Annotated in this window: 20 protein-coding genes; 10 read left to right on the forward strand and 10 right to left on the reverse strand. The window is 69.4% G+C overall.

The window, feature by feature from the left end; genetic code table 11:
- Positions 1-687 precede the first annotated feature (687 nt).
- A complete protein-coding gene (locus AB0M88_RS39160) occupies positions 688-984 on the reverse strand; it encodes a co-chaperone GroES (RefSeq protein WP_364110940.1) in 297 nt (98 codons plus the stop codon).
- Positions 985-1156: 172 nt separating this feature from the next.
- Between AB0M88_RS39160 and AB0M88_RS39165 the strand changes: the two genes are divergently transcribed.
- Positions 1157-2413 (forward strand): AI-2E family transporter, encoded by a 1257-nt coding sequence (locus AB0M88_RS39165; protein ID WP_364110907.1) that lies wholly within the window; start codon positions 1157-1159, stop codon positions 2411-2413.
- A gap of 54 nt (positions 2414-2467) precedes the next feature.
- On the opposite strand, the gene AB0M88_RS39170 is transcribed toward AB0M88_RS39165, so the two are convergent.
- The 5 genes from AB0M88_RS39170 to AB0M88_RS39190 all read right to left on the reverse strand — a co-directional run bounded on the left by AB0M88_RS39170 (position 2468) and on the right by AB0M88_RS39190 (position 5886).
- Positions 2468-2809, reverse strand: coding sequence for a DUF1416 domain-containing protein (locus tag AB0M88_RS39170; protein ID WP_364110941.1), 342 nt, complete (start codon positions 2807-2809; stop codon positions 2468-2470).
- Complete coding sequence (locus AB0M88_RS39175) at positions 2806-3654, reverse strand: sulfurtransferase (RefSeq protein WP_364110908.1); 849 nt, start codon at positions 3652-3654, stop codon at positions 2806-2808. Before AB0M88_RS39175 ends, AB0M88_RS39170 begins: the two co-directional genes overlap by 4 nt.
- 179 nt (positions 3655-3833) lie before the next feature.
- A complete protein-coding gene (locus AB0M88_RS39180) occupies positions 3834-3911 on the reverse strand; it encodes an Ms5788A family Cys-rich leader peptide (RefSeq protein WP_311772860.1) in 78 nt (25 codons plus the stop codon).
- A 69-nt stretch (positions 3912-3980) separates the two neighbouring features.
- The gene (locus tag AB0M88_RS39185) at positions 3981-4769 is read right to left on the reverse strand and encodes a DUF2993 domain-containing protein (protein WP_364110909.1); all 789 of its coding nucleotides are present in this window, start codon (positions 4767-4769) and stop codon (positions 3981-3983) included.
- Positions 4770-4848: 79 nt separating this feature from the next.
- The gene (locus AB0M88_RS39190) at positions 4849-5886 is read right to left on the reverse strand and encodes a hypothetical protein (protein ID WP_364110910.1); all 1038 of its coding nucleotides are present in this window, start codon (positions 5884-5886) and stop codon (positions 4849-4851) included.
- A gap of 241 nt (positions 5887-6127) precedes the next feature.
- Here AB0M88_RS39190 and AB0M88_RS39195 point away from each other — a divergent pair, with 241 nt between their 5' ends.
- Both AB0M88_RS39195 and mshD read left to right on the forward strand, forming a co-directional pair.
- Positions 6128-6844 carry a response regulator transcription factor gene (locus AB0M88_RS39195; protein ID WP_364110911.1) on the forward strand — a complete coding sequence of 239 codons (717 nt, stop codon included), beginning with the start codon at positions 6128-6130 and terminating at the stop codon, positions 6842-6844.
- Positions 6845-6853: 9 nt separating this feature from the next.
- The gene (mshD, locus tag AB0M88_RS39200) at positions 6854-7726 is read left to right on the forward strand and encodes a mycothiol synthase (RefSeq protein ID WP_364110912.1); all 873 of its coding nucleotides are present in this window, start codon (positions 6854-6856) and stop codon (positions 7724-7726) included.
- 5 nt (positions 7727-7731) lie between these two features.
- Here mshD and AB0M88_RS39205 read toward each other — a convergent pair whose 3' ends face one another.
- Together AB0M88_RS39205 and AB0M88_RS39210 are read right to left on the reverse strand one after the other, a co-directional pair.
- Complete coding sequence (locus AB0M88_RS39205; RefSeq protein WP_364110913.1) at positions 7732-8184, reverse strand: universal stress protein; 453 nt, start codon at positions 8182-8184, stop codon at positions 7732-7734.
- A 9-nt stretch (positions 8185-8193) separates the two neighbouring features.
- Entirely contained in the window at positions 8194-9897 is a 1704-nt protein-coding gene (locus AB0M88_RS39210) for an MFS transporter (protein WP_364110914.1), read from the reverse strand.
- A gap of 287 nt (positions 9898-10184) precedes the next feature.
- Between AB0M88_RS39210 and pstS the strand changes: the two genes are divergently transcribed.
- From pstS to pstB, 4 genes are read left to right on the forward strand one after another with little or no spacing between them, the layout of a single operon-like run.
- Entirely contained in the window at positions 10185-11288 is a 1104-nt protein-coding gene (pstS, locus tag AB0M88_RS39215) for a phosphate ABC transporter substrate-binding protein PstS (protein ID WP_364110915.1), read from the forward strand.
- 48 nt (positions 11289-11336) lie between these two features.
- Positions 11337-12407 (forward strand): phosphate ABC transporter permease subunit PstC, encoded by a 1071-nt coding sequence (gene pstC, locus AB0M88_RS39220; protein WP_364110916.1) that lies wholly within the window; start codon positions 11337-11339, stop codon positions 12405-12407.
- Positions 12404-13489: a phosphate ABC transporter permease PstA gene (pstA, locus tag AB0M88_RS39225; protein ID WP_364110917.1), complete on the forward strand. Its 1086-nt coding sequence runs from the start codon at positions 12404-12406 to the stop codon at positions 13487-13489. Before pstC ends, pstA begins: the two co-directional genes overlap by 4 nt.
- 12 nt (positions 13490-13501) lie before the next feature.
- Positions 13502-14278: a phosphate ABC transporter ATP-binding protein PstB gene (pstB, locus tag AB0M88_RS39230; protein WP_364110918.1), complete on the forward strand. Its 777-nt coding sequence runs from the start codon at positions 13502-13504 to the stop codon at positions 14276-14278.
- Here pstB and AB0M88_RS39235 read toward each other — a convergent pair.
- On the reverse strand, positions 14275-15252 hold the full coding sequence (locus AB0M88_RS39235) for an NUDIX hydrolase (RefSeq protein WP_364110919.1): 978 nt from the start codon (positions 15250-15252) through the stop codon (positions 14275-14277). The two genes, pstB and AB0M88_RS39235, sit on opposite strands and share 4 nt — an antisense overlap.
- A 47-nt stretch (positions 15253-15299) precedes the next feature.
- Here AB0M88_RS39235 and AB0M88_RS39240 point away from each other — a divergent pair, with 47 nt between their 5' ends.
- The 3 genes from AB0M88_RS39240 to AB0M88_RS39250 all read left to right on the forward strand — a co-directional run bounded on the left by AB0M88_RS39240 (position 15300) and on the right by AB0M88_RS39250 (position 17270).
- Positions 15300-16277 (forward strand): Gfo/Idh/MocA family oxidoreductase, encoded by a 978-nt coding sequence (locus AB0M88_RS39240; RefSeq protein WP_364110920.1) that lies wholly within the window; start codon positions 15300-15302, stop codon positions 16275-16277.
- Between the two features lie 604 nt (positions 16278-16881).
- On the forward strand, positions 16882-17106 hold the full coding sequence (locus AB0M88_RS39245) for an ATP-binding protein (RefSeq protein WP_364110921.1): 225 nt from the start codon (positions 16882-16884) through the stop codon (positions 17104-17106).
- Complete coding sequence (locus AB0M88_RS39250) at positions 17046-17270, forward strand: hypothetical protein (protein WP_364110944.1); 225 nt, start codon at positions 17046-17048, stop codon at positions 17268-17270. Before AB0M88_RS39245 ends, AB0M88_RS39250 begins: the two co-directional genes overlap by 61 nt.
- Here AB0M88_RS39250 and AB0M88_RS39255 read toward each other — a convergent pair.
- Positions 17263-18267: an inorganic phosphate transporter gene (locus AB0M88_RS39255; RefSeq protein ID WP_364110922.1), complete on the reverse strand. Its 1005-nt coding sequence runs from the start codon at positions 18265-18267 to the stop codon at positions 17263-17265. The genes AB0M88_RS39250 and AB0M88_RS39255 overlap by 8 nt on opposite strands.
- Positions 18268-18270: the final 3 nt, after the last annotated feature.

The following is an 18270-nucleotide window of genomic DNA, read 5'->3' on the forward strand; positions in this document are numbered from 1 at the left end:
TCCGACCTCCGGCATGCCTGCCGCCGGCGCGCCGGGCTATGGAGCTCCGACCTCGGCGATGCCTGCCGCCGGCGCGCCGGGCTATGGAGCTCCGACCTCGGCGATGCCTGCCGCCGGCGCCCCGAACCACGGTGCGCCGACCTACGGCACGCCGGTCAACGGGATGCCGGGCCAGACGACCCTGGGCTATGTGGCTCCGGCACAGGGTGCACCGAGCTACGAGGCTTCGGGGCCGGGCGCCCCGAACTACGGCACTCCCGCCCAGAGCGCGCCCAGCTACGGAAACTCGGGCTATGGTGCGCCGGCCGAGAGCGCGCCGGGCTACGCGACTTCCGGCCATGCCGCGCCGGGCCAGCCCGGGTCGGCCTCGGGCGTTCCGAGCTCCGGCGCTCCGGGCTGGCCGGACGGAGCCCCGAGCTATGCCCCTCCGGGCCAGCCGGGGGGAGCCCCGAGCTATGCCGCTCCGGGCCGGCCGGAATACGGGACTCCCAGCTATGCCAATCCGGGGCAAGCCATATCGACTCCGAGCGCGCCGGGCTACGACGCCCCGGACGATGGGACTTCGGGCCACGGTGGAGCTCGGGAGGCGGGGACTCCCGCGGGCGAGCAGGGGCAGGGCGGCGCTACGCCGTACAGCTCAAGCGCGCCGCCGGCGCCGGAGGGTGACGAGCCCGGGGGGCGCTGAGGTCAGAGGTAGAGGCCGGTGGCGTTCGACTCGACGCGGGAGGCCGCGACGGCGTGCACGTCGCGTTCGCGCAGGAGGACGTAGCCGCGGCCGTGGAGTTCGACCTCGGAGCGGTCGTCGGGGTCGAACAGGACGCGGTCGCCGACCACGATCGACCGGACGTTGGGGCCGACCCCGACCGCCGTCGCCCACGACAGCCGCCGGCCCATCGAGGCGGTCGCCGGGATCACGATGCCGGCGGTCGACCGGCGTTCTCCCTCACCGCCGTCCTGCTGGACGAGGACGCGGTCGTGCAGCATCCGGATCGGCAATCCGGACTCGGTTCGGGTGTCGGTGCTCACGATGCAGACGGTACGCCGCGCGCCCGCGGCTGTTTGCCGCTGGTAGCCGTGGGCACGCAGAGGCACTCGGCTACTACGGTGAATACCGCACGATCGTCGTAGGAGCCAGGGGGTAACACGGTTGAGCCGTTTGCAGCGTGTCCGGAGCAACCTTCGGCGTGCCTACGACTCGGGGCGGGAGTCGGTGCGCGTGGCCCGGCGGGAGATCGTCGAACGTGAACTCGAGCCGGAACATGTCGAGGACGATTTCGAGCCTCCCGCGCCCACCGAGCCTGAACTGGTCCACCAGTCGATCGCGAGCCGTGACGACGCCGAGGTTCCGCACTCGCTGCGGATCGCCGCCGCCTGGAGCTGGCGGCTGATCGTCGTCGGGGTGGTCGGCTGGGCGCTGCTGCGGTTCATCAGCAATCTCAGCGTGGTCGTGATCCCGCTGGCCATCGCCCTGCTGTTGTCGGCGCTGCTCGCCCCGGCGGTCGGTCTGCTGTTCCGGCTCAAGGTGCCGCGCTCGCTGGCCACCTTTCTGGTGCTGGTCGGCGGCATCGCCGTGATCGCCGGCACGCTGACGCTGGTCATCAACCAGTTCATCGATGGCCTGCCCGAGCTGACCTCGAAGACCACGCAGGGTGTGCGGCAGATTCAGGAGTGGGCCAAGACCGGGCCGCTGCACCTGTCGGACGCCCAGCTCAACAATGCGATCGACAACGGGCAGAACTGGATCAATTCGAACACGTCGACGCTGACCTCGACCGGTCTGTCGACCGCGGCGACGCTGGCCGAGCTGGTCACCGGCATGCTGCTGGTGCTCTTCTCGACGTTCTTCTTCCTGCGGGACGGGCGCAAGATCTGGCGGTTCATCGTCCGGCTGTTCCCGGTGAACGCCCGCTGGTCGCTGGCCGACGCCGGCGACGCCTCGTGGCAGACGCTGAGCAACTATGTGCGGGCGACCGTGCTGGTGGCCTTCATCGACGCGGTCGGCATCGGCCTGGCCCTGGTGATTTTGAAGATTCCGTTCCCGTTTCCGCTCGCCGCGCTGGTGTTCCTGGGCGCGTTCATCCCGATTGTCGGCGCGAGTGTCTCCGGCGCGGTGGCCGTGCTGGTCGCCTTGGTCGATCAGGGCTGGGTGGTGTCGTTGATCGTGCTCGGCGCGGTGATCCTGGTGCAGCAGGTCGAGGGCCACGTCCTCCAGCCGCTGATCATGGGCCGGGCGGTGGCGATCCATCCGCTGGTCGTGATCGTCGGCATTGCCTCGGGCGTGATCCTGGCCGGCATCATCGGGGCGCTCGTAGCGGTTCCGGTGATCGCGGTGCTCAACACGGGCGTACGCCGGCTGGCCCGGACGCGGCCCGAGACCCCACCGGACGCGGTGGTCGTCGGGGGAACCATGTAAGAAGTCACGCAAAAGCGGGGCCCCGAGAGGAGCCCCGCTTTCGATGAACCGGGATCAGGCGGCGGTGACGCCGATGCCGACCTCGTTGACCCCGCGGGTGGCGTCGACGATGACCTCGCCGTTGCCGGCCCGCGAGAGGGCCCGCAGCGTCCACGACCCGGGGGCCGCGAAGAAGCGGAAGACGCCTTCCGGCGACGACACGACCTCGGCGGTGAACTCGCCCGAGCCGTCGAGGAGCCGCACGTACGCCCCGCCGACCGCCGCGCCGTCGGCGGCGCTGACGATGCCGGTGATGACGGTTTCCTTTTCGAGGTCCACGCCGGCGGGCAGGGGTGCCGACTGGTCCGGGGCGGCGCAGCCGGCCGCGATGTTCGACGGTGACGTCATGAGGATCAGGCCTCCCCGGGCTCGTCGCCGAGCGCGATCGGCACGCCGATGAGCGAGCCGTACTCGGTCCAGGAGCCGTCGTAGTTCTTCACGTTCTGCTGGCCGAGCAGTTCCTTGAGCACGAACCAGGTGTGCGAGGAACGCTCGCCGATGCGGCAGTAGGCGATGGTGTCCTTGTTGCCGTCGAGGCCGGCGTCGCCGTAGATCTTGGCGAGTTCGTCGTCGGACTTGAAGGTGCCGTCCTCGTTGGCCGCCTTGCTCCACGGCACGCTGATCGCGGTCGGGATGTGGCCGGCCCGCTGCGACTGCTCCTGCGGCAGGTGGGCCGGGGCGAGCAGGCGGCCGGCGAACTCGTCGGGGCTGCGCACGTCGACCAGGTTCTTCACGCCGATGGCCTGGACGACCTCGTCGCGGAACGCCCGGATCGTCAGGTCGGGCGCGGACGCCTGGTAGTTGGTCGCAGCGCGGGAGGGCACGTCCTTGGAGTACGGACGGGCGTCGAGTTCCCACTTCTTGCGGCCGCCGTCGAGCAGCACGACGTCGCGGTGGCCGTACAGCTTGAAGTACCAGTACGCGTACGCGGCGAACCAGTTGTTGTTGCCGCCGTAGAGCACGACCTTGTCGTCGTTGCCGATGCCGCGCGACGAGAGCAGCGCGGAGAACTGCTCCTGGTTGACGAAGTCGCGCCGGACCGGGTCCTGCAGGTCCTGCTTCCAGTCGATCTTGACGGCGCCGGGGATGTGGCCTCCGTCGTACGCGCTGGTGTCCTCGTCGACCTCGACGAAGACGACGCCTGGGGCTTCCAGGTTCTTTTCGGCCCAGTCGGCCGACACGAGTGCGGTGTCGCGACTCATCGATTCACTCCCTTTGATGGGTGAGGGATTAGGGGTGAGTCAGCGCAGGGAGGGTGTTGTCGCACCCCGCGCGGGACCCATGGACGTAACGGATCTCGGGGTTTGCGACGGTGCCACATGCCGGCTTCATCGCCGGGCTGAAGAACAGAGCTAGAACGTGCTCAGCACTCGTGGCCCCGTCAGATGACAGGGCGACACAGGCAGGCGGCCACGCGGCACAGGTCGACCGCGCGCCTCTTGGTGAGCAGCAGGCTCATGCGGCCGACACTACCAGCGGTTCACGAGGTGGTAACAGAACCAACCACGATCCGGGAAGGAGGGCCGGGTCACACACCGCTCGAGTTCAGCGTCACGTTGCTGGCGCCGGCGGTGAACTGAAGACCGTCCGGCTTGGCCGAGATCTGCTGCACCTTCAGCTTGAGCGGCAGGGCCGGCACCTGGATGTCGAGGCCGAGGTTCTTCGCGTACCCGGCGATGATCGACTTGATGCCGGGCAGGTTGGGCAGGTCGGGCGAGTCGACGTCGTCGAAGCCGACGTGCACCACCCCGTTCGACACCGACAGCTTGGCCACGCCGGTGACCTTGAACTTCTGGCCGAGCGCCGGCACCTCGGCCGAGCCGGTCAGCTTGCCGTCCTTCTCGGTCAAGGTCAGCCCGGGCTGGTTGATCAGCCCGATCAGCTGCTTGTAGTCGATCGTGCCGGTGCCGGTCACCGTGCCGGCCACGATGTTGCCGCCCGACCGCAGGGTGTTGATCGAGGCCTGCACGTCCTTGGCCCGGATGTCGAGCAGCGGCAGCTTGATCTTCTTGTCGCCCTTCGGGTCGGCCGGCCCGGTGAAGTCGGCGAGCTCGATCTTGATCTCGTCGTAGTGGCCGTGGAGGACCTGGGTGAGGAACGGGAAGCCCTCGATCGTGACGTCCGGCTTCTCGCTGGTCGCCTTCTGGTTGGTGACCTGTTCGCTCACCTTGTCGCTGATGATGCGCTCGGCGTAGGAGCGGCCGAACCGGTCGGCCGCGAACAGCACGCCGCCGACGATGATCAGCAGAATGACGAGCGTGATCAGCAGGCCGCGCCCACGGCGTCGCTTGGGGCGCGGGGTCCCGTACTCGGCCACGGATCCTCCTTGAACGGCGTCAGCTGTCGAGGACCGTACATGCCCCGATCCAGGGCACGGGGAAACCGGTCAGGACCGGTTAGGACATGTACCACTGGGTCAGGGCGTACGCCACGGGAGCGACCAGGGCGAATGCCCCCAGCGGGCCCTGCATGTGCCGGGCCACCCAGAAGGTCGGCGCGTCGCCGGCCAGCGTGCGCCCGGCCTCGCCGAAGTTGACCGCCAGGTCGACCAGGCTGGCCACGACCGCCGCGATCAGGCCGATCACCGCGCCCTTGGCCGGGGTGAACGGCAGCACCAGCACGCTGCCGAGCACGGCCGCGACGAGCGTGCCGAGCATCGCGCCGACCACCACGCCGGTCGCGCCGCGCGGCACCTGCGGCGCGATGCGCGGCTTGGGGAAGATCGCGTCGGTCACCCGGGCGACCAGCAGCGCCACGCCGGCGGCGGCGGCGCAGACCTCCACGGTCTGGGTGCCGACCGGCACCCGGGTGAGGATCACCGGGATCGCGTACGCCACGACGCCGAGCACGATCACCAGGGTCGTCCGGTAGGAGTCGCTGACCCGCGCGCGGTCCTCGGAGCGGAACAGCTGGCCGACCAGCGCGACCACGAAGCCGCCGACCGCGACCAGCAGCAGCGTCAGGAAGCCGGTCCCGTCGCGTTCGGAAGCCAGATAGTCGGCGACCAGCGCGACCGCCACGCAGACGCCGGCCGTCGCGCCCGCCGCGGGCGGCCGCAGCGCCATCGTCCAGGCCAGCAGGAAGAGCAGCTGCACCCCGAACAGCACGATCGTGAACGGGAGCCGGTTGTCGGGCGCCGCCGTCGCCGAGCCGAGAATCAGGCCCATGCCGAGCAGGCCGGCGAAGACCGCGATGGCCAGCGAGAGCTGCCGCCGGACCGGGACGACCTCGATCTCCTCGAGCTCTTCCTCGTCCTCTTCCGGCTCTTCCTTGCGTTCCTCACCGCCGGAGGAGTTGCCGGAGCGGTGGCTGGTGTGGCCCTCGTCGGGCACCGCGCCGTACGTGCCCGCTCCTCGGCCGCCGCGGGACGCGCGAGCTACGTCGCGGGTCGCCTCGGCGTCCCAGTCGTCTTCCTGCGGCATGGAGGGGAACACGCCTGCGATGGTGCCAGACAAGGGTGCACCACCCTAATTTCCCGCCCGTTCGGTCACGGAGTGCCGGTTTACGTCATCAGTTGGTTACATGACCGAAGCCTGCGTGCCGGTGGATCGGTTAAGGTTATGCCCAGCCCACCCGTCGGTGACGCCGGGACGTTCCTCCGGTCACGCGACCGTTAACCAGCAGGTCGCGGCCGGGTCACCCGAGCGGCCCCGCGCCGCAAGGACGGAGGTGAGTGTGGAAATCCTTCTGTTGGTGACAGCACGTGCCGGCGAACCATCCGCCGTGCTTCCCGCGCTGGATCTGCTTCCCCACTCCATACGCACCGCCCCCCGCGATGTCCGCACCCTGGTCTCGAGCCCGAGCCCCGACGCGGTGCTGGTCGACGCCCGCACCGAGCTCTCCGAGGCCCGGGCCACGTGCCGCATGCTGCACGCCACCGGCATCGGGGTGCCGCTGTTCGCCGTGGTCACCGAGGCCGGCCTGATAGCGCTCAACGCCGACTGGGGCGTCGACGACGTCATCCTGGCCGCGGCCGGCCCGGCCGAGGTCGAGGCCCGGCTGCGGCTGAGCGTGGGCCGCCTCAACAACCTGACCGCGGGCGCCGGCGGCTCGATCCGGTCGGGCGAGCTCACCATCGACCCCGACACCTACCAGGCCAAGCTCAAGGGCCGGCCGCTCGACCTCACCTACAAGGAGTTCGAGCTGCTCAAGTTCCTCGCCCAGCACCCGGGCCGGGTCTTCACCCGCGACCAGCTGCTGCGCGAGGTCTGGGGCTACGACTACTTCGGCGGCACCCGCACGGTCGACGTGCACGTGCGGCGCCTGCGGGCCAAGCTCGGGTCGGAATACGAGTCGATGATCGGCACTGTGCGCCAGGTCGGCTACAAGTTCGTGGTGCCGCCCTCCGGCCGCCAGTTGCCCGACCACCAGCCGGTGCCGATCCCTGTCTAGGCTTTCCGCATGACTGTTCGAGCGGCGGACCGGCTGTCTGCGTCCGAGACCGATCAGGTTCTGGCGCTGGCCGCCGCTGCCGAGCAGGCCGACCGGGTCTATCCGCTGTCGGAGGATGTCGTGCTGCGCGTGCGCGGCGGCGGTGGCCCGGCGACCCATCTGCTGGCCCACGACGCCGACGGCGTGCTCGCCGGCTACGCCTTCGTCGACGACGGCGCGGGTGAGCTGTTCGTCGGCCCGGCCGCCCGCCGCCGCGGTCACGGCACCGCGCTGCTCGCCGGGGCCGGCGCCGGCCCGCTGCGTTTCTGGGCGCACGGCGACGAACCCGGGGCGCGGGCGTTCGCCGTCAAGAACGGCTTCGAGCGCGTACGCGTCCTCTGGCAGATGCGCCGCCCCCTGGATCGGGCCTTGCCCGACGCTCCGCTGCCGCCCGGGGTGACCATCCGTCATTTCCGGCCCGGCTCCGACGAGCAGGCGTGGCTCGGGGTCAACTCGCGGGCGTTCGCCCACCACCCCGAGCAAGGGCGCTGGACCCTCGACGACCTGCGGCTGCGCGAGAAGGAGCCGTGGTTCGACCCGGCCGGCTTCCTGCTCGCGGTCGACATCGAGGACACGCTGCTCGGCTTCCACTGGACCAAGGTGCACCCGGCTGCGGGCGACGACCCGGCGCTGGGCGAGACCTACGTCCTCGGCGTCGACCCGGGCGGCCACCGCCGCGGGCTGGGCGCCGCCCTGACCGTCGAGGGCCTTCGCCATCTCGCGACCTCGGGCCTGACGACGGCCATGCTCTACGTCGACGAGGACAACACCGCCGCGGTCAACCTCTATCGCCGCTTCGGCTTCGACATCTACAAGGCCGACGTCATGTATCAGCGGGGCTGATTCCTCTACGGAACGACGGTGACCGGCCAGCGACCGTATTTGACCAGGCGGATCGCGAGCGAGCCGGCGATCCGGTGGCCCACGCTGGCCGACGAGCCGACCACCACCGCCTCGGCCCGGGTCTCTTTCGCCACCTCGGTGACCAGTGTGAACGGGTCGCCGCGCCGCACCACCAGCCGCGCGTCGACGCCCCAGATCGACGACTGGCGTTCCAGCTCAGTGCGCAGCTGGGTCTCCAGCTCGTCCTGGGTCTGGAGCACCGCGTGGGTGGCCAGCCCGCTGTGGTCGGCCAGCGTGAGCAGGGTGGTCGGTGACGTGCGGGCGTACACCGCGATCAGCTTGGTGTGCTGCCGCCGGGCCAGGCCGGCCGCGTAGGCCGCGGCGCGCAGCGAGGTCGGGGATCCGTCGACACCGACGACGATCGCGCCGGGACCATCGGTGCCGAGTTCGAACCCCATGCGAGCAACCTAAGCCCCGCGCAACGACGGGAGAACGTCGGCGGTCAATTCGTGCGGCGTGGTGCCAGGACTGACCAACACCACCGTCCGGGTCGTCGCGTGGGTGAGGGCGGAGGTGAAGCTGCCCTCGGCGAACTGCGACGCCGGGCCGCGCGGGGAGCGGCCGACCGCGACCGTACGCGCCTGGATCTCGTCGGCGTGCTGGGCCAGCACCCGGCCCGCCGCGGCGTGGTCGCCGACGCTGCGCAGGATCTGCCCGGTCGCCGCGATGCCGTGGGCGGCCAGGTGGTCGAGCAGGTCGGCGACGGCGGCGCGGGCGTCGTCCTCGTCTTCCGGGTCGACCGCCAGCTCCTCGATCACCACGGTCTCGCGGACCCGGACCACCTCGAGCGGCGCGCCCAGGTCGCGGGCGATCGCGGCGGCCGCCTCGACGACCTCACCCGCGTTCGCGGTGGCTCCGACCGCGACGACGACCGGGTGGGAGCCCGCCTCGGCGAGCGGCCCGACCGCTTCAAGCGGGGACGGCTCGGCCAGCCCGGCCTCGGCCGCGGTGACCAGCTTGTGGCCGCTCGCGAGCACGAAGATGGCGAGCACGAACGCGACGCCGCCCAGGTAGAAGGGAACGCTGAGGTTGGTGGCGTCGGCCAGCTTGCCGGCCACGAACGGGGCCAGGCCGCCGCCGATGAACCGCACGAAGCCGTACGCCGACGACGCGACCGACCGGTCGACCGGCGCGACCAGCATGACCGCCTGGGTGGTCAGCGTGTTGTTGATGCCGATGAAGGCGCCGCTCACGATCACCGCGACGATCACCACCGCCGGGGTGTCGACGCCGGCCGCGATCGCCGCCATGACGAGGCCGAGCGCGAACATGTTGACGTAGAGGACCTTGGCGGTGCCGAAGCGGGCCTGCAGGCGGGGTGCGAAGTAGACGCTGAACGCGGCGACCAGCAGCCCCCAGCCGGTGAAGACCAGGCCGAGTTTCTGGGCCGAGAGCTCCATCGGGTAGGGCGCGTAGCCGAGCATCGTGAAGAAGCCCCAGTTGTAGAGCAGCGCCATGATGCCCATGGTCAGCAGCCCGCGGTGGCGCAGTGCCTGGAGCGGGGCCGCGATCGAGGTCTTGTGCTGGGGTTTGGGCAGTGACGGCACGAAGAGCGCGGTGGCGATCAGCGCGATGGCCATCAGCACGGAGACCCCGTAGAACGGGCCGCGCCAGCTGATGCTGCCGAGTTCGCCGCCGAGCAGCGGGCCGACCGCGATGCCGAGGCCGAGCGCGGTCTCGTAGAGGATGATCGCGCCGGCGAAGCCGCCGCTGGCCGAGGCGACGATGACGGCCAGGCTGGTGGCGATGAACATCGCGTTGCCGAGGCCCCAGCCGGCCCGGAAGCCGACGATGCCGCCGACCGAGCCCGAGGTGCCGGCGAGCGCGGCGAAGACGACGATCAGGATCAGGCCGTAGACCAGGGTGCGTTTGGCGCCGATCCGGCTCGATATCCAGCCGACGACCAGCATGGCGACCGCGGTGACGACCAGGTAGCTGGTGAAGAGCAGCGAGACCTGGCTCGGCGTCGCGTGCAGGTTGTGCGCGAGCGCGGGCAGGATCGGGTCGACGAGCCCGATGCCCATGAACGAGATGACGCACGCGAAGGCCACGGCCCAGACGGCGCGTGGCTGCCGGAAGGGATTGGACGTTGGCTTGGACCCTGAACTCATAGCTGTATTATGCAGCTAACTCGCGATCGGCGACCAGTCTGTTACGTCACGAGACGGATAAGGCCGGGTCTCGGGACGGATACAGTCGGATCGATTTATCCGACATATCGGTCACTAGTCACTCGGTTCACGCAACGGACAACTCGCCCTCAGTCCAAAGCCATCTTCAGGGCCAAACGAGTTCACCCCGCGTTCATTTGGGCCCGGTTCGGCGGCTACCTCCGCCTCCTAACTTTCGGGTTGTGCCGGTGAGAGACCGGCGATGTACACCATCCGAAAGGAAAACTGTGAAGCTCCAGCGGTCCGGTTTCGTTGCCGGCATTGCTTTGACTGCGGCGCTGTCGCTCGCTGCCTGCGGCTCGGACAACAACGACTCGTCGAGCGCCGGCGGAGCCGCGAACGCTTCGGCGGCGGCCGGCAGCTGCACCACGGGCAGCCTCACCGCGCAGGGCTCGACGGCCCAGCAGAACGCCATGCAAGAGTGGATCAAGACCTACCAGGGTCAGTGCTCGGGCGCGAAGATCGACTACCAGGGCACCGGCTCCGGCGCGGGCGTGCAGGCGTTCACCGCGGGCACGGCCGACTTCGCCGGTTCCGACTCGGCGCTCAAGCCCGAGGAGCACACGGCGGCCGACCCGAAGTGCCCGGGCGGCATCGCCATGGACCTCCCGATGGTCGTCGGCCCGATCGCCGTCGTGTACAACGTGGACGGCCTGAAGGACCTGCAGCTCGACGGTCCGACGCTGGCCAAGATCTTCGCTAACAAGATCACCAAGTGGAACGACCCGGCGATCGCCGCGCAGAACAGCGGCGCGACGCTGCCGTCGACCCCGATCCAGACGGTCCACCGCTCGGACTCCTCCGGCACCACCGACAACTTCACCAAGTACCTGGGCGCGGTCGACAAGGCCGACTACACCTTCGACCACGACAAGACCTGGAAGGCCCCGGGCGGCGTCGGCGCCAAGGGTTCGGACGGCGTTGCGGCCAAGGTCAAGGGCACCCCGGGCACCCTCGCTTACGTCGAGCTGTCGTTCGCCCAGAACAGCAGCCTGTCGATGGCGAAGGTCAAGAACGGCGCGGGTGAGTACGCCGAGCTGACCGGCGACTCGGCCGGCAAGCTGATCGAGGGCGCGCAGATCACCGGCACCGCCCCCGACCTGACCATGACGATCGACTACAACACCAAGACCGCGGGCGCGTGGCCGATCGGTCTGGTCACCTACGAGATCGCCTGCAGCAAGGGCAGCGCCAAGGCCGCCGACATCAAGGCGTTCCTGACCTACACCTCGAGCACCGGGGGCCAGTCGCAGCTCAGCGACCTCGGCTACGCGCCGCTGCCCGAGTCGGTCCGGACCAAGGTGGCCGCGTCGGTCGCCGCCATCTCCTGATCCACGGCACCTGAATCCCTCCAAATTCGACAGACAGCGAGCGAGCAGATGGGTGACAACCCCTCCCGCTCGACGAACGCCACCGCCGGCGGATCGGGCGTGCCAGGACGGCACGTCAGGTCCGCCGGCAACGGCGTTTCGCCGAGAAGTTACGAAGAGCCACCTCTGGGCGGTGGCGGCGCGTTGCCGAAGAAGGCACGCTTCTCCATGGAGAGCGGGTTCAAGGGGCTCTCCCTGGCCGCCGGCTCGATGGTCCTGGTGATCATCGTTGCCATCGTGGTGTTCCTGATCTCGAAGGCCGCGCCGGCCATCAAGGCCGACAAGACGAACTTCCTGACCGACAAGCAGTGGTTCCCGAACGATGCGGCGCCGCACTTCGGCATCGCGTCGCTCGCCTTCGGCACGGTGCTCACCGCGGTGATCGCACTGATCGTCGCGGTGCCCATCGCTCTGGGTATCGCCCTGTTCCTGTCGCACTACGCTCCGAAGTCGCTGGCGACGCCGCTCGGCTTCGTCATCGATCTGCTCGCTGCCGTGCCCAGCGTCGTGTTCGGCCTCTGGGGCCGCGACGTGTTCCAGAACCCCGTGCGTGACTTCTCAGGCTGGCTCAACCACTACTTCCACTGGATCCCGCTGTTCGGCGGCGACGGGCCGTTCGGCCAGTCGATCATGCTGGGCTCGCTGGTTCTGGCGATCATGGTGCTGCCGATCGTCATCTCGCTCTCCCGCGAGGTCTTCCAGCAGACCCCGGGCATGAACGAGGAGGCCGCCCTGGCGCTGGGCGCCACCAAGTGGGAGATGATCCGCACCGCGGTCCTGCCGTACGGCAAGCCCGGCGTGATCGCCGCCGTGATGCTCGGCCTCGGCCGCGCACTCGGCGAGACGATCGCCCTGGCCCTGACCCTCGGCATCACGTTCAACATCTCGTTCAACCTGATCCAGTCGGGCGGCAACTCGATCGCCGCCAACATCGCCAACACCTTCGGCGAGGCCAATGACGTCGGCCGCGGCGCCCTGATCGCCTCCGGCCTGGTGCTGTTCGTCATCACGCTGGTGGTCAACATGGCGGCCCGCGCGATCATCTACCGCCGCCGCGAGTTCCGGGACAGTGCCGCATGAGCGTTCTCGAGAACCAGATGCCCGACGTCGTGATGACGGCGGACAACATCCGTACGAAGAAGCTGCCGGTCGTCGCCGACCTGGCCATCGCCGTCGTCGCCCTGGTGGTGGCCTTCGCCGTCGTCCTCGGCACCGGCATCGGCAACTGGGTCCTGGCCCTGGTGGTCGGCCTGGTGCTCTACCTGATCGGGCTCAACATCGTCTCCGGCCGGGTCGAGGGACGCCGGGCGGCTCGCAACCGGATGTGGCGTGCCGCGATCTACGTCGCCTGTCTGCTGGCGATCATCCCGCTCGCGTCGGTGGTGTGGACGCTGATCTCCAAGGGCTCGGCCCGGCTGGACGGCAACTTCTTCAACTCCTCGATGAACAACATCGGCGCCCGCGACCCGAACGGTGGCGCCTACCACGCCATCATCGGCACGCTGGAGCAGGTCATCATCGCGACCGTCATCGCGGTGCCGCTGGGCGTGCTCGGCGCGATCTACATCGTGGAGTACGGCCGGGGCAAGCTGACCGCGACGATCCGGTTCTTCGTCGACGTCATGACCGGCATCCCGTCGATCGTGGTCGGTCTGTTCATCCTGTCGTTCTGGGTGCTGATCGTCAGCCCGTGGTTCAACCACGGCACGCCGCGCTTCTCCGGCTTCGCCGCCGCGCTCGCGTTGACGGTGCTGATGCTGCCGACGATCGTCCGCTCGACCGAGGAGATGCTGCGGCTCGTGCCGGGGCCGCTGCGGGAGGGCTCGTACGCGCTGGGCGTACCGAAATGGAAGACGATCTCCAAGATCGTCCTTCCGACCGCGCTGCCCGGCATCGTCACCGGCGTCATGCTGGCGATCGCCCGCGCCGCCGGTGAGACCGCGCCGGTGCTGCTGGTGGCCGGTGGTGCCGACGCCATCAACTTCAACGCCTTCAGCGGCAACCAGTCCTCGCTCGCCCTGTACGTCTACCAGCAGGCCGGCAGCGCCTCCAAGTTCGCACCCGACCGGGCCTGGACCGCGGCCCTCACCCTCGTCGCGATCGTGCTGATCCTGACGATCGCCGCGAAGCTGCTCGCCCGCCGCAACCGACTGTCCCGATAAGAGGTATCCCTAATGGCCAAGCGCATTGAGGCGACAGGTGTCACCTCCTACTACGGCTCGTTCAAGGCGATCGACGGCGTCTCGATGACGGTCGAGCCCAAGACGATCACCGCGCTCATCGGTCCGTCCGGGTGCGGCAAGTCGACGTTCCTGCGGTCGATCAACCGCATGCACGAGGTGCTGCCCAACGCCCGCATCGAGGGCAAGCTCACCATCGACGACCAGAACATCTACGACGCCGACGTCGACGTGACCGCGGTCCGCCGGCTGATCGGCATGGTCTTCCAGCGGCCCAACCCGTTCCCGACGATGTCGATCTACGAGAACGTCGTGGCCGGCCTCAAGCTCAACGGCGTCAAGAAGAAGTCGGTGCTCGAGGAGGCGGCCGAGAAGTCGCTCCGCTCGGCCAACCTGTGGGACGAGGTCAAGGACCGGCTGAGCCGGCCCGGCGCCGGTCTCTCCGGCGGTCAGCAGCAGCGCCTCTGCATCGCCCGCACCATCGCGGTCGAGCCGCAGGTCGTCCTGATGGACGAGCCCTGCTCGGCCCTCGACCCGATCTCGACGCTGGCGATCGAGGACCTGATGTTCAAGCTGAAGGACCGCTTCACGATCATCATCGTCACGCACAACATGCAGCAGGCCGCCCGGGTCAGCGACAAGACCGGGTTCTTCTCGATCGACAAGACCGGCGACCCCGGTCGCCTGATCGAGTACGACGACACCCAGAAGATCTTCAGCAACCCGACCGAGAAGAAGACCGAGGACTACATCACCGGCCGCTTCGGCTAGGCCTTCTCGCTCGGGGCGCCCGGATCCGCGATGAGGACCCGGGCGCCGCCGTCCTCGGTGAAGATCACGCGAGGCATGACCGGGGTCGCCGCGTCGCGGCGACTCGCGGCCGCGATGACTTCCGCGACTTTCCCGTACGCGCCGAGCCCGCGCATCATGGCCCGCGTGGGCGGAAGCATCGTCAGCCCTTCGTGCTCGGCCGGCCCGATCCACTGGGCGTGATCGGCCTCGCCGGAGACGTCCCGCGCGGTCTGCGACTCGGGCAGCAGCGCCACGAAGAACCAGGTGTCGAACCGCTTGGGCTCGAACTCCGGCGTGATCCACCGCGCCCACGGCAGCAGCAGGTCGTCACGCAGCCGCAGGCCGCGGCGCTCCAGCAGCTCAGTCATCGTCAGTTCGCGCGCGGCCACGGCAGCCCGGTCGGCCTCCCAGTCGGCCTCGCTGACGTCCCCGACCACCGCGGCCGGTTCCTCGTCGTCATCGCTCAGCACCCGCTCGGCGTCGGTGACCTCGTCGTCGTCCTGCTCGGCCGCGGCCGAGGCGTCCGGGCCGCCCAGGGACACGACACCGCTGAGCGAGCCGTCACTGACCGTGCGGTCGGCCTCGTCGCGGGGGCCGGCCAGCAGCACACCGGCCTCCTCGAACAGTTCCCGGGCGGCCGCCCCGACCACGGCCCGCGCCTGCTCGTCGCCGAGGCCCAGCCGGGTGGCCCAGTCGTCGCGCAATGTCTCCGGACGGTCCGACGGGTCGACCCGGCCCCCCGGGAAGGCGTAGACCCCGCCGAACACCATCGTCGTCGCGCGCTTCAACACGTACACCTGGAAGGTCTCGGCTGTCTGCCCGCAACCCGAACTTCGACGAGAGGGCGGCCGCAAGAGGACGACGGTGGCGGCGGCGCGGGTCGGGGCCGGAGGGCCCTGGAACGCGCGGGCGCGCTCGACCATGGCGGACGGGAGCGGCATGGCATCGGTCACTCGTCGATCCTGCCACCGGCGGTGCCGGGGACGATACCGTAACGATCATGACTCAACCGAAGGTTCGCTGGGGCGTGCTCGCCACCGGCGGCATCGCCGCCCAGTTCGCCGCCGACCTCGCACTCGTCGAGGGCGCCGAACTAGCGGCCGTCGGATCCCGCTCGGCCGAGTCGGCGGGTGCGTTCGCCGAGCGGTTCGGTTTCGCCCGCGCCCACGGCTCCTACGAGGCCCTGGCCGCTGACGACGAGGTCGACGTGGTCTACGTGGCCACCCCGCACGCGATGCACTTCGACGCCGCCCGGGCCTGCATCGAGGGCGGCAAGGGAGTCCTGGTCGAGAAGCCGATCACGCTCGACCTGGCCGAGGCGGCCCGGCTGGTGGCGGCCGCCCGCGAACGCGAAGTCTTCCTGATGGAAGCCATGTGGATGCGCATGAACCCGGCCATCCGCAAGATCACCGAGCTGGTCGACGAGGGCGCGATCGGCTGGATCAGCTCGATCCACGCCGACTTCGGCCTGCACGGCCCGTTCCCGGCCGAGCACCGGCTCCGCGACCCCAAGCTGGGCGGCGGCGCCCTGCTCGACCTCGGCGTCTACCCGATCAACCTGGTCCACCTGATCCTCGGCGCGCCGGCCGAGGTGCGCTCCTGGGCCCACCTCACCCCGGAGGGCGTCGACGAGAACACGGGCGTGCTGATGGGCTTCCAGAACGGCGCGGTCGCGGCCCTGACCTGCAGCATCAACGGCGAGAGCCGCAACGCCGCCTCGATCACCGGCACCGAGGGCCGCATCGACCTGCCGCAGGGCTTCTTCGTCCCCCGCGAGTTCACCCTGACCCGGCCCGGCCTGGCCCCCGAGACCTTCCAGTTCCCCTTCGAGGGCAGCGGCTACCAGTTCGAGGCGGCCGAGGTGCAGCGCTGCGTCCTGGCCGGCGAGCCCGAGAGCCCCCTGATGCCGCACGCGACCAGCCTCGAGGTGATGAACCTCCTCGACACCATCCGCTCCGAGATCGGCGTCGCCTACTAAGAGTCATCCTGCTAATGTCCTGCCAATCTTCCTGCGCATCGCGCGATTAGCAGGATGGGACGGCATGAACGCTGACGAGCTGGGCCGAGATCGTCGAAAACCTTCGCGTGCTCGGCAGCCACGTCGCCGATGTCGAGGTCAAGAAGGCTCGGGGCGGATCCCGACGAACCCGCGACACCTGGCGGCCTTTTCGAACACGCTCGGCGGGGTTGTCATTCTCGGTCTCGACGAGGCCGACCGGTTCGCGGCGACAGGTCTGACCGATCCCTCGAGGATGGCGTCGGACCTTGCCGGCATGTGCTCCGACGAGATGGAGCCAGCGTTGCGGCCGTACATCCAGAGCCGCAGGAGCATTTTCCGCAGCTGATGCTCACCTTCGTTCACTACCCGAGCGAGCGCGGATCCGATGAGGACTCCGGCGTCAGATTTCTTGACAGCGTCGCCATCGAGGGCCCGATTCCTGTCATGGTGCGTGACGCACTCGCCGCTATCCGCCGCAGCATGTCGCGGCGGTCAATCGTGACCGGGGCCGGGCGGCAGGACATCTGGGAATACCCCGCCGGACCGGCTGGTCATCCGTAATCCGGGCGGTTTGTTCGGACCGGTGACCCTGGAGAACCTCGGCGAGGAGGGCGCCACCTCATCCCGCAACGCCGTTCTCCTGAAAATTCTGGAGGACGTGCCTATCCCCGGTGAGGACCGGACGGTCTGCGAGAACCGTGGCTCGGGTATTCGAGCCATGGTCAACTCTTTGAGGCGATTCAGTGCATGGCATTGGCCGTGCTGCATGCGGGGACCGTTCTCGACAACCCCACCTATCGGAAGCTGACCGGACTCGACTCTCGGATAGCCACCTCCGAACTCCAGGATCTGGTGGCGCGTGAACTGGTCGAGCTGCTGCGCAAAGAAGGTCTCGTCGAAGCGACGGAGAAGGCGACGAGCAGCAGGAACACCAAGTATCGGCGTGTTGCACAAGGTCAACTCTTCAGCTGAAGAGTGGGCGGATGGCCAGGAAGATCAGGGCGGCTATGCCGCCCGCGCCGGGGAAGGTCAGCAGCCAGGCGCCGATGATGTTGCCGGCGACGCCCCAGCGGACGGCCGACAGCTTCTTGGTGGCTCCGACGCCCATGATGGCCGAGGTGATGGTGTGGGTGGTGCTGATCGGTGCGCCCAGGCCGATGCCGAAGATGAAGAGCAGCGTGCTGGCCACCGCCTCGGCGGCGAAGCCCTCGGGTGGGCCCAGGTCGATGATTTTGCGGCCCAGGGTGCGGATGATGCGCCAGCCGCCGGCGTACGTGCCGAGGGCCAGGACGGTCGCCGAGGTCCAGTAGGTCCACTGCGGGATGTGGGTCACCGAGTCCTGGAAGCCGCCGACGTACAGCGCGAGCACGATGACGCCGATCGTCTTGGCCGCGTCCTGCAGGCCGTGCCCGATCGACATCGCGGCCGCCGAGACGGTCTGGGCCCAGCGGAAGCCGCGGTTGAGTCGGCCCGGCCGGCCGCGGCGGAAGGCCCACATCAGCGCCAGCATGGCGAGGAAGCCGAAGACGAGGCCGGCCAGCGGGGACAGCAGCATCGGCAGGATGACCTTGTTGAGGATGCCGTGCCATTTCACCTGGTCGCCGGCGACCAGGGCGGCGCCGACCAGGCCGCCGATCAGCGCGTGGGATGACGACGACGGCAGCCCGAAGTACCAGGTGATCAGGTTCCAGCAGACCGCGCCGAGCACGCCGGCGAGGACCACGCCGAGCGCGTCCAGCTGGTGGGGCAGGGTCACCAGGCCGGAGCCGACCGTGGTGGCGACCCGGGCCCCGAAGTGGGTGCCGATGAAGTTGCCGATCGCCGCCATCAGCAGCGCCACCCGCGGGGTGAGGGCGCGGGTGCTGACGCTGGTCGCGATCGCGTTCGCGGCGTCGTGGAAGCCGTTGGTGTAGTCGAACACCATCGCGACCACGATCACCGCGAGGACGGCGATCAACTCGGCGGACAAGGT

It is taken from the genome of Actinoplanes sp. NPDC051411 (genome assembly GCF_040682075.1).
GTDB lineage: Bacteria > Actinomycetota > Actinomycetes > Mycobacteriales > Micromonosporaceae > Actinoplanes.

What these genes read in the sequence shown, in the direction of transcription:
- AB0M88_RS39160 (WP_364110940.1), bottom strand. Translation starts at nt 984, where the DNA reads ATGCTGCACGACCGCGTCCTCGTCCAGCAGGACGGCGGTGAGGGAGAA.
- AB0M88_RS39175 (WP_364110908.1), bottom strand. Translation starts at nt 3,654, where the DNA reads ATGAGTCGCGACACCGCACTCGTGTCGGCCGACTGGGCCGAAAAGAAC.
- AB0M88_RS39180 (WP_311772860.1), bottom strand. Translation starts at nt 3,911, where the DNA reads ATGAGCCTGCTGCTCACCAAGAGGCGCGCGGTCGACCTGTGCCGCGTG.
- mshD (WP_364110912.1), top strand. Translation starts at nt 6,854, where the DNA reads ATGACTGTTCGAGCGGCGGACCGGCTGTCTGCGTCCGAGACCGATCAG.
- AB0M88_RS39205 (WP_364110913.1), bottom strand. Translation starts at nt 8,184, where the DNA reads ATGGGGTTCGAACTCGGCACCGATGGTCCCGGCGCGATCGTCGTCGGT.
- AB0M88_RS39210 (WP_364110914.1), bottom strand. Translation starts at nt 9,897, where the DNA reads ATGAGTTCAGGGTCCAAGCCAACGTCCAATCCCTTCCGGCAGCCACGC.
- pstC (WP_364110916.1), top strand. Translation starts at nt 11,337, where the DNA reads ATGGGTGACAACCCCTCCCGCTCGACGAACGCCACCGCCGGCGGATCG.
- pstA (WP_364110917.1), top strand. Translation starts at nt 12,404, where the DNA reads ATGAGCGTTCTCGAGAACCAGATGCCCGACGTCGTGATGACGGCGGAC.
- pstB (WP_364110918.1), top strand. Translation starts at nt 13,502, where the DNA reads ATGGCCAAGCGCATTGAGGCGACAGGTGTCACCTCCTACTACGGCTCG.
- AB0M88_RS39240 (WP_364110920.1), top strand. Translation starts at nt 15,300, where the DNA reads ATGACTCAACCGAAGGTTCGCTGGGGCGTGCTCGCCACCGGCGGCATC.
- AB0M88_RS39250 (WP_364110944.1), top strand. Translation starts at nt 17,046, where the DNA reads ATGGCATTGGCCGTGCTGCATGCGGGGACCGTTCTCGACAACCCCACC.